Source organism: Gardnerella sp. c11Ua_71 (assembly GCF_055818025.1).
Genome location: NZ_JARFVR010000002.1, coordinates 292,128 through 304,931, shown reverse-complemented (window position 1 = coordinate 304,931; position 12,804 = coordinate 292,128). Strand labels below are relative to the sequence as shown.

10 protein-coding genes and 1 pseudogene are annotated in these 12,804 nt (G+C 41.2%); 8 read left to right on the top strand and 3 right to left on the bottom strand.

Going from position 1 to position 12,804, the window contains the following annotated elements; genetic code table 11:
• Together P0106_RS02760 and P0106_RS02755 are read left to right on the top strand one after the other, a co-directional pair.
• Positions 1 to 481: pseudogene (locus P0106_RS02760) on the top strand (hypothetical protein); the annotation flags it as partial.
• Positions 482 to 831: 350 nt separating this feature from the next.
• Positions 832 to 1,560: an ATP-binding protein gene (locus P0106_RS02755; protein WP_473730404.1), complete on the top strand. Its 729-nt coding sequence runs from the start codon at positions 832 to 834 to the stop codon at positions 1,558 to 1,560.
• Positions 1,561 to 1,637: 77 nt separating this feature from the next.
• Here the strand turns inward: P0106_RS02755 and tal are convergent, their stop codons facing one another.
• Positions 1,638 to 2,741, bottom strand: coding sequence for a transaldolase (gene tal / locus P0106_RS02750; protein ID WP_119675626.1), 1,104 nt, complete (start codon positions 2,739 to 2,741; stop codon positions 1,638 to 1,640).
• Between the two features lie 210 nt (positions 2,742 to 2,951).
• Positions 2,952 to 5,051, bottom strand: coding sequence for a transketolase (gene tkt, locus P0106_RS02745; protein WP_004138261.1), 2,100 nt, complete (start codon positions 5,049 to 5,051; stop codon positions 2,952 to 2,954).
• A 261-nt stretch (positions 5,052 to 5,312) separates the two neighbouring features.
• On the opposite strand from tkt, the gene hrcA reads away from it, so the two are divergent.
• The 3 genes from hrcA (at position 5,313) to fmt (ending at position 8,640) form a co-directional block, all read left to right on the top strand.
• Positions 5,313 to 6,329: a heat-inducible transcriptional repressor HrcA gene (gene hrcA / locus P0106_RS02740; RefSeq protein WP_020759703.1), complete on the top strand. Its 1,017-nt coding sequence runs from the start codon at positions 5,313 to 5,315 to the stop codon at positions 6,327 to 6,329.
• A 59-nt stretch (positions 6,330 to 6,388) separates the two neighbouring features.
• On the top strand, positions 6,389 to 7,546 hold the full coding sequence (locus tag P0106_RS02735; RefSeq protein WP_020761896.1) for a DnaJ C-terminal domain-containing protein: 1,158 nt from the start codon (positions 6,389 to 6,391) through the stop codon (positions 7,544 to 7,546).
• A gap of 113 nt (positions 7,547 to 7,659) precedes the next feature.
• On the top strand, positions 7,660 to 8,640 hold the full coding sequence (gene fmt / locus P0106_RS02730) for a methionyl-tRNA formyltransferase (RefSeq protein ID WP_473730403.1): 981 nt from the start codon (positions 7,660 to 7,662) through the stop codon (positions 8,638 to 8,640).
• 62 nt (positions 8,641 to 8,702) lie between these two features.
• Here the strand turns inward: fmt and serB are convergent, their stop codons facing one another.
• Positions 8,703 to 9,398 (bottom strand): phosphoserine phosphatase SerB, encoded by a 696-nt coding sequence (gene serB, locus P0106_RS02725; RefSeq protein WP_415703306.1) that lies wholly within the window; start codon positions 9,396 to 9,398, stop codon positions 8,703 to 8,705.
• Positions 9,399 to 9,672: 274 nt separating this feature from the next.
• Between serB and P0106_RS02720 the strand changes: the two genes are divergently transcribed.
• The 3 genes from P0106_RS02720 to P0106_RS02710 all read left to right on the top strand — a co-directional run bounded on the left by P0106_RS02720 (position 9,673) and on the right by P0106_RS02710 (position 12,794).
• Entirely contained in the window at positions 9,673 to 10,515 is an 843-nt protein-coding gene (locus P0106_RS02720) for an inositol monophosphatase family protein (RefSeq protein ID WP_004111680.1), read from the top strand.
• Between the two features lie 180 nt (positions 10,516 to 10,695).
• Positions 10,696 to 11,466, top strand: a complete 771-nt coding sequence (gene ppgK / locus P0106_RS02715) for a polyphosphate--glucose phosphotransferase (protein ID WP_004111678.1) — start codon at positions 10,696 to 10,698, stop codon at positions 11,464 to 11,466.
• Positions 11,467 to 11,579: 113 nt separating this feature from the next.
• The gene (locus tag P0106_RS02710) at positions 11,580 to 12,794 is read left to right on the top strand and encodes a pyridoxal phosphate-dependent aminotransferase (RefSeq protein ID WP_032840522.1); all 1,215 of its coding nucleotides are present in this window, start codon (positions 11,580 to 11,582) and stop codon (positions 12,792 to 12,794) included.
• Positions 12,795 to 12,804 lie beyond the last annotated feature (10 nt).

The window sequence follows — 12,804 nt, the reverse complement described above, 5'->3', positions numbered from 1 at the left end:
AAAAAAGTTTAAATACTACAGATTGTCATTGTATATTTTCTCTCTATCATCTTTGATGGAAATAATGTTAAGTGAAAATTTTGCGGAAGAGTACATTAGCAATGCAGAAAATGAGATAAAGAAATTGTCTGATGACTACTGTGAGAAATTTGAAAAAAGCTCTTTATATTTAGAAAAACTTGGTAATTCGGAAGTAGAAGTCAACGTTGTGAAAGCTATAGGTACTGCTGGTACGGCTGTTGGTAAGTTAATTGGCGGTATTCCTTTAGCTAAATATCGTTCTGTTGGTGAGTCTTTACAAAATAAAGGAAACGGATTACATGAAAATGCTAATGTAATTGGAGTAAAAGCAGTGAAGGAGTTTGCTGTTTTGCGTGATCCGGAAACAAAAGTGTTTCTGGAAAAAATGGAGGATATAACTCAAATCTACAATCGTACTTCGCAAATATGTGTTGATAAAGAAAAAATATATTTGTTGTAAGTTATATATTGTTTCGTGTTGTGAGCAAACGTTGTGTTGATGAGAGTAGAAAAAACTTCAAATACTCGCGGTTATTTACGCTAGAAGAGAACAGGCTAAGCGACTGGAACAATTGTAATGTAAACGTATTATCAAGCCAATCTTAAACCTTTTAACGATAGCCTTTCCTATCGTTAAAAAGTGCACCCAATATCCATAGTGTGCACTAAAAAAGTATAGCTATACTACCCATTCTCTCAATCCAGATTGAAGTACTGTTTTTAGTAGTCTTTAGTGTTAATTTATCATAGCATTTATTACCATTTTTGCTTAATTCTCAATCATTAAGAGTTGATGATACCCCGTTGCATATGTCAATTAGAGAAGCTCTTGCAAACACGTTGATTCATGCTGATTATTATATGCGAGGAAACACGGTTATTACATATAATAATGTTGTGAACACTTCTGTTGACGGTTCTTCACAATCTACTACAGAAACGAATAGCTTGAACGCTGGTTTTAAGCTTTATTTTGCAAACCCTGGGTGTTTACGTATGCCTATAGAAGTGGCTTTGGCTGGAGGTTTTTCTGATTCTCGAAATCCCGCACTGCTTAAAATGTTTGCACTGATTTCTGTTGTTGAACGTGCAGGAAGCGGATTTGATGCTATGAGAGCTGGATGTGATTGGGCTGGAATACCTCATCCAAGGTTAAGTGAGTCCTTTAATCCTGACCGTACCACTCTTGAATTTTTTGTAAATGATAAGAATAACATTGTATCTAGTCCTGAAAATCACAAAACGAATCTTAGTGTTCATTCGTCAAATCTAGTGAATAATACTTATAATTCAGGACTTACTGCAAATGCACTTTCACAAGATTCTAATAAGTCATATAAGCGTATGAGCGTTGACGATTGCTATAAAAAGATTATTGAAGCAGTGCATAATCATGGAACAATAAAGCGTGAACAAGTGCAAAATATTCTTAACGTGGGTAGCACCAAAGCTAAGCAATTGTTATCTGATTTAGTTAGTAGGGGAGATATTTCAGTTTGTGGAAAGGGTCGGTCTACTACTTACGTTTTTAACCGCTAGTTAAACGAAAACCGCACATGTGTGAATTAATCCACGAACATGTGCGGTTTATATTTAGCTATTACTGATTAATCGAATCAGGCGTTTACGCGATCGATGCCAGACTGTACGTCTGCAATCACGGAATCCCAAGACTTGATGAAGGCGGCAACACCGTCGGCCTCAAGCTTGTCGGTAACATCCTTGATGTTGATGCCAAGCTCAGCAAGCTTGTTCATAACAGCGTGGCTCTCTTCGTAAGTACCTTTAACGGAAGCAGCACCGTTGCCGTGATCAGCAAGAGCGTTCAAAGTCTTCTCTGGCATTGTGTTAACAACATGCTCAGCAACCAACTCATCAACGTACTTGCAATCGGAGTAAGCCGCATTCTTGGTACCAGTAGAAGCCCAAAGTGGACGCTGCTTCTTAGCACCCTTGGCCTCAAGCTCAGCCCAACGTGGATCAGCTGCGAACTTCTTCTCGAAGAGTTCGTAAGCCAAGCGAGCGTTAGCAACAGCAGCCTTGCCTTCAAGAGCCTTAGCTTCTTCAGAACCATTAGCTTCGAGGAGCTTGTCAACAGCGGTATCAACGCGGGAGACGAAGAAGGAAGCTACGGAGCCGATGTGCTTCAAGTCGTGGCCGTTAGCTGCAGCCTGAGCGATACCTTCGATGAAGGCGTCGATAACCTGCTCGTAGCGCTCGAGGGAGAAGATCAAGGTTACGTTCACAGAAATACCCTTAGCAAGGGTAGCGGTGATAGCTGGAAGACCTTCCAAAGTTGCTGGAATCTTGATCATAACGTTTGGACGATCAACCTTTGCCCAAAGCTCTTCAGCCTGCTTCTCAGTGTTAGCAGTATCGTGAGCCAAACGTGGGTCAACTTCGATGGAAACGCGACCGTCAACGAAATCGGTCTTTTCAGCAATCTCGCGGAAGATATCAGTTGCGTTACGAACATCGGTGGTGGTCAACTCGCGGATAGCGGTTTCAACGTCAACCTTGCCGAGTTCCTTAAGCTGTGCATCGTATGGACCAACCTGGCTCAAAGCCTTCTGGAAGATAGATGGGTTGGTAGTAACACCAACAACATTCTTGTTAGCAATCAAATCCTGCAAAGAACCAGACTCAATGCGGGTACGGGACAAATCGTCCAACCAAATAGAAACGCCGGAATCGCTAGTGCGCTGCGTTGCTTCAGTCATGTTATCTCCTTAACACTGTGCTCCACCAGTTGGAACACGTTGGTAGTGTTGGCGTTTTACAGGAAACAGCGGTTGATGCTAAACCAGCTGTAGCTTAACATCAACACGCCTTTGCTGTTTCCAGTGAAGTTGCTAAATTAGCACTTCGAGTTTTGTGATGAATCAATTTTATTTTGATACATCAAGTTTTTATTTTGCTTAATTTCTATCTTAAGCGCGTGCTTCTTCGATAGAAGCCTTAGCAGCTTCTACTACGTGCTCAGCAGTAATGCCCAAGTCGATCATGTTCTGACCGCCGTCACCCTGCAAGCCGTACTGTTCGATAGAAACAGCCTTGCCGCAATCGCCAAGATACTTGTACCAAGGCAATGCCAAGCCGGCTTCGATGGAAACGCGAGCCTTGACGGACTTTGGAAGGATTGCTTCCTTGTACTCTTCGTCTTGCTCTTCGAACCACTCGAGAGATGGCATAGAAAGAACGCGAGCCTTAATGCCTTCTGCTGCCAAAGTCTTGGCGCCAGCAACAGCCCACTGAACTTCAGAGCCAGTAGCCATGATGATTACGTCTGGAGTGCCTTCGCAGTCAACCAACACATAACCGCCGTGCTTTACGCCTTCGCGAGCCTTCTCAGCAGTTTCTGCGAGGGTCGGCACGCCCTGACGGGTCAAAATCATAGCGGTTGGGTAGTTGTTCTTCTTCTCGAAGAAGTAGCGGTAAGCTTCAGCAGTCTCATACTCATCTGCAGGGCGTACAACCTCAAGCTGAGGAATAGCGCGGAATGCAGCCAAGTGTTCTATTGGCTGGTGAGTTGGACCATCTTCGCCCAAGGCTACGGAGTCGTGAGTCCAAACGTAGAGGTTTGGAATCTCCATCAAAGCAGCCAAGCGAACTGCTGGGCGCTCGTAGTCAGAGAACTGGAAGAATGTGCCGTTGAATGGGCGAGTGTCAGAACCAAGCAAAATACCATTGGTAATAGCACCCATTGCGAACTCGCGCACACCGAAGTGAAGCTGGCGGCCGTACTCGGAAACGTTTGGCCAAGTACGAGTTGCGTCTTCGGATGGACCGAAGGAGTCAGCGCCCTTAATGTTGGTGTTGTTGGAGCCGCCCAAATCAGCGGAGCCGCCCCAAAGTTCTGGCATAACAGCAGCAATTGCGTTAAGAACGGCGCCAGAAGCCTTACGGGTAGCCACCTTGGAACCGACTTCGAAGCCAGCAACCAAGTCGTCAATAGCCTTGTCGAAGCCTTCAGGAAGCTTGCCAGCCTTAAGGCGCTCGTAGAGAGCAGCCTTATCTGGGTTTTGAGCAGCCCACTTTGCAAGAGCTTCATCCCAAGCCTTGTGAGCAGCCAAACCGCGTTCAGCAACCTTACGAGCATGAGCCAAAGCTTCTTCGTCGATTGGGAACGAAACTTCTGGGTCGAAACCGCAAAGTTCCTTCAAGCCCTTAACAGCTTCTTCACCAAGCTTAGAGCCGTGAGAAGCTTCATTGTTGGTCTTGCCTGGGGTTGGCCAAGCAATCAAAGTATTAACCTTAATGAAGTGAGGCTTATCGGTAACTTCCTGAGCCTTTTCGATAGCTGCAGCCAAAGCCTGAACGTCTTCCTTGTAGGAGCCGTCTGGCTGAATGAAGCTAACTTCGTCGGTGTACCAACCGTATGCACGGTAACGAGCAAGAATATCCTCGGAGAAGGTGAGCTTAGTGTCGCCTTCGATCTGAATGTGGTTTGCATCGAAGATTACAGTCAAATTGCCAAGCTTCTGGTTTCCAGCCAAGGAAGCAGCCTCGGAAGAAACGCCTTCCTCAACGTCGCCTTCGCCGCAGATAACCCAAACCTTGTGATCGAATGGGGAAGTGCCAGCTGGAGCTTCTGGATCAAGAAGACCACGCTCAAAACGCTGACCATAAGCGAAACCAACAGCAGAAGCAAGACCCTGTCCAAGAGGACCAGTGGTCATTTCAATGCCTGGAGTTAAGCCATATTCTGGGTGACCTGGAGTACGCGTGTCTGCGCCGCCACGGAAATACTTGAGATCATCAAGAGTCAAGCCGTATCCAGAGAAGAACAGCTGCACATATTGCGTAAGCGAAGCGTGGCCGCCAGAAAGAATAAAACGATCGCGACCGGCCCACTTTGGGTCAGCTGGATCGTGCTTAATGAAGTGCTGGTACAAGGTGTACGCAATCGGTGCCAATGAAACAGGGGAGCCAGGATGTCCGTGTCCTGCTCGCTCAACAGCATCAGCCGAGAGAACCTTCGCCATCTTTACGGCGCGCTCGTCTAATGCAGACCAGTTGAATTCGGTCATGTGATCTACTTTCCTTCCAATAATTCGGGTTTTTTGCGCACAGCTTACGCTGGCCATCACCCTCACATTGCCATTTAATCCTATCTTTTATATCAGACGAATTTCTAACAAAGTGTGTCAAAACTTAACAAAAGTTTATATTTATAGTTAGTTGTTAAGATAACAAAAAATAGTTAATCACATATTATTCTGGAATATATAATAGTTGACAGTAAAAGTTACATTACCTAAATAAAAGGAGGATCAATGCAATCACGTCGCATGATGATACTCCGTGCGGTTGTTGAAGATTATATTCGTTCACACGAGCCAGTTGGATCAGCGTCTTTGGCTAAAAATCACAAATTAGGTGTTAGCTCTGCAACAATTCGCAACGATATGTCAATACTAGAAGAAGAAGGTTATTTAATTCAGCCACACACATCTGCTGGTCGAATTCCTACGGAAAAAGGATACAGATATTTCGTTGATGGATTGGCGGCGCTAATACCACTTTCTAATGCACAAAGAAGAGGAATACGCAGTTTTTTAAGTGGATCTGTAAGTTTGCAAGACACACTTCAACGTTCAGCTCGTCTTCTTGCAAGTATCACTGGGCAGGTTGCTCTTGTTGCGTCACCTGCATTATCTAGATCAAAAGTAAAAAGAATTGAGATTGTTCAAGTATCGTCATCAACTCTTCTTGTCGTAGTAATTACAGACGCTGGAGGGGTAGCGCAACATATGATTCAGGCTTCTAATGTGAATTCAGATGATTTGTTGCATTTAACAAATATGATTAATGAAGATTGCATTGGATTGTCACTTTTGAATGCATCTAAAAAAGTGTGTGCATTGTCGGAACGTAAAGATTTAGTTTCTTCGTTACAAATAATTAAACAATTGTCTAATGCTATTGAAGATATGTACGATGGCGATCGAGCACACGAATTATACATGGCTGGAACCTCCCAGCTTGCTCATAGACAGAATATTGGTGATTTTGCTGCTCTTTTTGATGCTTTAGAAGAGCAAGCTGTTATTATGCGTTTGATGACTTCGCTAAGTGAGGAGGCAAGTGATTGTGCAAGTGGAGTCAGTGTTGCAATAGGTTCGGAAACTCACACGCCTGGTCTTTTGAATGCTTCTGTTGTGACGAGTGCTTACGGATATAATTCCGATCCTGATTCCGCATTCATTGGTTCAATCGGACCTACGCATATGGATTATGCTGCAACAATGACTGCGGTTAAAGCAGTGGCTAAGTATCTTAATGCGTTTATATCCGAAAATTCATAAAAATATAACTGGCTGTGCCTTATGCAAGAATTATTTTATTAAGGTAAAAGGGGAGTTAAGTGACTGACTATTACAAGATTTTAGGTGTTGATTCTAACGCTAGCGATGATGAGATTCGAAAAGCATATAGAAAATTAAGTCGAAAGTACCATCCAGATATCGCAGGTCCTGAGTTTGAAGACAAATTCAAGGAAGTTAATGCTGCATACGACGTTTTGTCTAATCCAGAAAAACGCAAAATGGTAGATATGGGTGTTGACCCAAACAATCTATCGGCATCGGGTGCTGGAGCTGGCGCTGGCGGATATGCCAATATGAATATGGATATGGGAGATATTTTAAATCAGTTCTTCTCTGGATCCTTTGGAACAAGTACGGGTTCTCCTATTCCGCGCGTGAATCGTGGTGAAGATTCACTCACAGAAGTTAAAGTTGATCTTAAAACAGTAGTATTTGGTGGGAATGCTAAGGTTCATGTAGTGACTTTTGGCTTGTGTCAAGATTGTGCTGGAAAAGGCTCTGCAGATAAATCAGACCCTATAACTTGCCCGCAATGCAAGGGCGCTGGTTTTGTACAAAGGGTTACTAGAACAATGTTTGGTCAAATGATGTCATCTGAGCCATGTAGAGAATGCGAAGGTCACGGAACAATCATTAAGAATGTTTGCCCAAATTGTCATGGACATGGTCGAATTCGTACATCAAGAGAAATTGGGATTACTATTCCTGCTGGTATAAAAGATAATTCTCGATTGCGACTTGCTTCGCAAGGAGCAGTAGGTGAATGTGGCGGTCCTGCTGGCGACTTGTATGTTGATGTACATATTCGAGAAGATAAACAGTTTACTAGGAATCTAAACGATTTACATTGTTGGATTGACATTCCAATGACCTGGGCTGTTTTGGGACATAAAGTTGATATAGATACTTTTGACGGCAAAAAGAGCGTGGAAATCCCTTCTGGTTCTCAAAGTGAAAATACTATTTCTGTACCTAATTTGGGTGTAACGGTTCTAGGCTCTAAAGAACGCGGAAATCTTGTTGTTCACATTCTTGTTAATATTCCAACAAAGCTGAGCGATGAAGAGCGTAAACTTATTGAAGAGTTTGAAGAATTGCATGATGGAAAAGATAGTGTTATTGTTCAACGCGCTATCCCAGATTCGACTACAAATCACAAAGGATTCTTTAGCAAGTTAAAGGATGCTTTCTGCTAATTCGCTAATTCTTAGTATTTTCATGACTATTCTCGTTACTGTTCGATTGTTGAGAGTATATGATTTTTGAAGATGCTAGGAATAATGAAGATATTTTTTAAGGGGGTTTACGTATGGTGCTACCTATTTTATTTGCTGGAACACCAGAGGTTTCTGTTGCGCCATTGCGTGCTTTAGCTCAAGATAAAGAGCATTTTGATGTTCGTGCTGTTCTTACGAGACCAGATGCTCCGACAGGCAGAGGTAGGAAAATTGTTCCTAGCGCTGTTAAAAAAGCTGCGATTGAACTTGGGATTCCTGTTTTAGAGGTTAATCCTAGTGATGAAGAGGAGTGCATAAGAGCTTTAAAGGCAACTGGCGCTAAACTTGCTGCCGTGGTTGCTTATGGAAAGATTCTTAGACAATCTGTTTTGGACGTTCTTCCTCTAGGATGGTACAACTTGCATTTCTCGCTTCTTCCACAGTGGCGAGGGGCAGCTCCTGTTCAGCGTGCGATTTGGGCTGGAGATGATATTACCGGTGCCACTGTTTTTAAGATTACGCGTGGAATGGATGAAGGACCTATTCTTGCACAAATGACTACCGAGATTGGTGCTCATGAAACAGCTGGCGACTTGCTTATGAGACTAAGCAATGATGGTGCAGATCTTCTTTGCTCTGCTCTTGTTGGGATGGAATCTGGTCAAATTATTCCTGCTGAGCAAGATCCTACACCTTGCCAAATCGCGCAAAAAATCACTGTTGAGGATGCTCATATTCGTTTTGATATTCCAGCATTTGCAATCGATAGGCAGATTCGTGCTTGCACGCCAAATCCTGGAGCTTGGTGTAATCTGCATGTTGATTGTGGCGATTTGCAAATCATTAGTTTGCATGTTCTTTCTTGTGCATTGGCAAAAGATGAGGATATTTCAATACATAATCTAAGCGAACTTAAGCCTGGGCAGATTTTTGCAGGTAAGCGAAATGTCTGGGTTGGTTCTGCAAGTGGTGTTCTTGAGCTTTTAGAAGTTAAAGCGCAAGGTAAAAAGGCTATGAAGGCTGCAGATTGGGCTAGAGGAGCGCATTTAAGTCAAGAGTCCTATTTGGATTGAAGCGATAAGTGTAATCTTGAAAAACGCAAAGTAAAATTTGTATAAATTCTAGTTAGTTAAGTTTAGTTTAGTAGATCTAAAACTAGGCTTAGGTCTCGCGTATCTATGCTTGCTTTAGCTTGACTTTTTAATAACTGCTTTGCGCAAAATGCGACGCCTAATCCTGCTGTTTTAATCATATCTATATCGTTCGCACCGTCTCCAATCGCAACGCTTTGACTAATGTCAATATTGTTTTTTCTCGCCCAATTAATCAATGCTTTTGCTTTATATTGGCGATTTACTATAGGCTCAATAACTTTCCCACTTAGCTTAGAATCTACTACTTCTAGATTGTTTGCTACCCAAAAATCTATGTTTAGATTTGGCAGAAAATCATCTAAAACATTATTGAATCCTCCAGAAACTGCTCCTATTTTCCATCCAAAGGAATGTAATGTGTCTATAAGTTTTTTGGCTCCACTGGTTACGTGGATACTTTCAATAGCTTTTTTAAAACAAGTGCATTCGAGTCCTTTTAACATTGAAACCCTTAGTTTTAAAGATGTGTCAAAGTCAATTTCTCCTTTCATTGCTTTAGAAGTTATATATGCTAAATTTGACCCGACTCCAGCAATATCTCCTAGTAAGTCAATCACTTCTTCTTCAATAAGAGTGGCGTCTACATCTAAAACAAGAAGCCCTGGTTTTTTTAGTGAAGGAGTATGTGAAGGAGTGTTAATTAAGTTTTGTGTTTTTAAGTCTGGTACTTTAGTCATGTTATAATCTTTTAAGAGAGATGTTAGGTTTATTAATTAATTCTAAGGCTGGTTTAAGAAATTTAGGATTTTGTTTCGCTACGCGTTTTTGCATGTGAATCTTTTCTATAAAACTATTAAATGTGAAAGTTTATTGATTTTATTTGAATATTGCGTGTGGAAGTTTGGTTTAATTTGATTAGTTGAGTAAAATAGTTGCAGATTTATGGATAGTTGCAGATTTTTGGAATAGATAAATAATCAAAATGTGGGGAATTAAAGAGGTGAGTAAAGTATGGCAGGTATGAATTTAAGGGATGTAGCTCTTGAAGTTGCTAGAATATTAGAAGATGTTGGTAAACATGCATATCAGGATCAGCTTAATCCTAGAGATATGGCAAGTATGATGGTTCTAGGTGATCCTAATCAATCCGATTCAGCTTTTGGAGATAAGCTAGTACGTTTTATTGAAAATCGTCTTACTTATATAAATACTTTTCAAGGATTCTGGAGAAATAGACCAGATGATTGCAAAACAGGTGATCGTTTTTGGTGTGTAGGCAATATTGACGGTGCTATTAACTTTAACCGCGATATGGCTGAATGGACTTTAACTGTTTCGCTTTTCGAGTTTAATGATCAAGGCTCTGCTAGACCTGTTCTTGGTGTTGTTCATGCCCCAGCTTTAGGGCTTACATATTTGGCTGCTAAGGGTCAGGGTGCTATTCGTATTCGTAAAACTCCTAACGGAGAGAAGCGAGAGAAAATCACGCCTTCTACAACATCAACATTGCATGGCTCTGTTGTTTGCTATGGAATGTCTTATATTCCAGGTGAATCTAAAAGAGCTTTAGACGTTGTTTCTTCGCTTGAGGAAGAATGTCCAGCAGATATTAAACGTATTGGTCCTGCTTCGCTTGACTTGTGCAAAGTGGCAGATGGTACTTACGACGCATATTTTGAGCCACATCTTCATAGGTGGGATATTCCAGGTGTTTCAGCTGGTGCCGTTGTTGTTAAAGAAGCACAGGGGCATGTTCGACAATGGAATGGTGACTCAATTCATTGGAGACGCGAAAATGACGTTATTGCTTCAAATGGTTTAATAAACAAAGAGCTTCAAAACTATTTGCGATAAATTAGAGTTAAAGATTTTAGCAATTGTTTGCATGATTTTTAATATTAAAGCTTTAATTTTGAGAAAAACATTTATGCAATCGTTATCATTAAATAGACAATATATAAGCGTGTCGCTTTAGCAATATTGTAGAATGAACATGATATCCCATTGTCCGACATTCAGAGGGGAGTGTTAACGATGATTGACACTGCACAAGCATTTGGCGTAGATATTGGTGGCTCTGGTATTAAGGCTGCACCAGTTAATTTGGAAAAAGGCGAGTTTGCAGAACCGCGATATAAGATTCTCACTCCAGCGGTTTCCACACCTCAAGCTGTTGCAGATATTGTTCGTCAGCAACTTGAGCATTTTGATGTTCCTGCAGATGTTCCTGTTGGAATCGCTTTTCCGGCTCCTATTAAGCCTGGAAAGAAGCTTGAGTTTATGGCGAATCTCGATCAATCTTGGATTGGTGTGGATGTTACAGAAGTGTTCAGCGAAGCTTGCGGTCGTCCTGTTACTGTAGTGAATGATGCCGATGCTGCTGGTCTTGCTGAGCAACACTTTGGTGCTGCAAAAGATAAAGATGGTTTGGTTATTGCTACTACGCTAGGCACTGGAATTGGCACAGCATTGATTTATAACGGTACTCTTATTCCTAATACAGAGCTTGGCCATATTCAGCTTGAAAAGGGTAAGGGAGATGCAGAAAAGTATGCTGCTTCTTCTGTTCGCGAAAAGTTAGACATGGGTTATAAAAAGTGGGCTAAGCGTCTTACTAAGTATTATGGTTTGATGGAAAAGTACTTTAACCCAGACCTGTTTGTTGTTGGAGGCGGTGTTAGCCGTGTTAGCGAGAAGTTCTTGCCTCATATCGATATTAAGACGCCTATTGTAGTTGCGTCTTTGCATAATGAAGCCGGCATTATCGGTGCAGCTTATTATGCAATGCAGCAAAGAAACAATTAAGGATTTTTGATATTTTATTTGCGCTGGATGCTTTTGCGTTCAGCGCATTTTTTATATTTGCATATTTTTGTATTTTTATATATTTGGTTTATACAATGCGCTAGTGTAGTCGAGTGCGATTTTCTTCAAGAGTTGATGTGAGTGAGCCAAATCCAATTATTCTGGCTCAACGTGTTGCTATATCTAAAGGTATTAAACTTACAAAACTTAACGATTCAAACCCAACGGTACATGGTCTTTCTCCAGAGTGCTTAAATGCAAAATATACTGCTGATCCTAGAGGACCTGTCGAAGTTAGGCGTATTCTTGCTAACTTTATAAATCATAGAGATAATCGCGTAGATCAAAATATTGTAAATAAGAAGGGTAGTTCAGCTAAGGTTCTTAATCCAGATAATCTATACGTATTATCATCAACTTCTCAAGCATACGCATGGCTAATGATGCTAATGTGTGATTGCGGTGATTCTGTTTTAGCTCCGACTCCTGGATATCCTCTTATAGAATCGATTGCAAGACTAGAAGGCGTAAAATCTATACCTTATCCGCTTGTTTATGATGGCTCTTGGACTATTGATATTCCTAGGGTTAAAGAACTTTTAGAGAATACGGATAATCGTATTCGTGCACTTGTTTTAATAAATCCAAATAATCCAACAGGATCTTATATAAAGCCTCAAGAAAGAGAAGCATTATTGCAATTATGCAATAAAAATAATGTGGCAATTATAGCTGATGAAGTTTTTTATGATTATTGTCTAGAACCTTTTGATGGAAACTGTAGGTTAGCAGGTGAAGAATCTACGTTAGTTTTTGCTTTAGATGGATTCTCAAAGATGCTTGCAGCTCCGCATGCAAAGGTTGGATGGATTGAGGTTTCGGGTCCTAGTCAAGACGTACAGGATGCTATGAAACGCCTTGATGTTATTGCTGATGACTTTCTTCCAATTGGTGCAACTGTATCAGAAAGAATTCCAGAATTATTGCAATATGCTAAAGAACAAACTGATCTTGTTCAAAACAGAGTGATGTCGAATCTTAAAACTCTTAGAACAATTCTCGCAAACTATTCAAATTGTTGTGTTAGTGCATTGCGTGCAGAAGGCGGATGGAATATTCTTATCCGTGTTCCATCATGTTTAGATGATGATGATTTAGCTCTAAGACTTATGCAAGATTATCATCTTGTATCTCAGCCTGGCTATTACTTCGATATGCCAAATAATGGATATTTGGCATTATCTTTGTTGCCAGAAGAAAAACAATTTGTGTATGGTGTTAAAGCGTTGCTAGATACTGTTCATACAATGCTGGAAGAATTAAATTAATGAAAACAAA

What these genes read in the sequence shown, in the direction of transcription:
- P0106_RS02720 (WP_004111680.1), top strand. Translation starts at nt 9,673, where the DNA reads ATGGCAGGTATGAATTTAAGGGATGTAGCTCTTGAAGTTGCTAGAATA.
- tkt (WP_004138261.1), bottom strand. Translation starts at nt 5,051, where the DNA reads ATGACCGAATTCAACTGGTCTGCATTAGACGAGCGCGCCGTAAAGATG.
- fmt (WP_473730403.1), top strand. Translation starts at nt 7,660, where the DNA reads ATGGTGCTACCTATTTTATTTGCTGGAACACCAGAGGTTTCTGTTGCG.
- tal (WP_119675626.1), bottom strand. Translation starts at nt 2,741, where the DNA reads ATGACTGAAGCAACGCAGCGCACTAGCGATTCCGGCGTTTCTATTTGG.
- ppgK (WP_004111678.1), top strand. Translation starts at nt 10,696, where the DNA reads ATGATTGACACTGCACAAGCATTTGGCGTAGATATTGGTGGCTCTGGT.
- P0106_RS02755 (WP_473730404.1), top strand. Translation starts at nt 832, where the DNA reads ATGTCAATTAGAGAAGCTCTTGCAAACACGTTGATTCATGCTGATTAT.
- hrcA (WP_020759703.1), top strand. Translation starts at nt 5,313, where the DNA reads ATGATGATACTCCGTGCGGTTGTTGAAGATTATATTCGTTCACACGAG.
- serB (WP_415703306.1), bottom strand. Translation starts at nt 9,398, where the DNA reads ATGACTAAAGTACCAGACTTAAAAACACAAAACTTAATTAACACTCCT.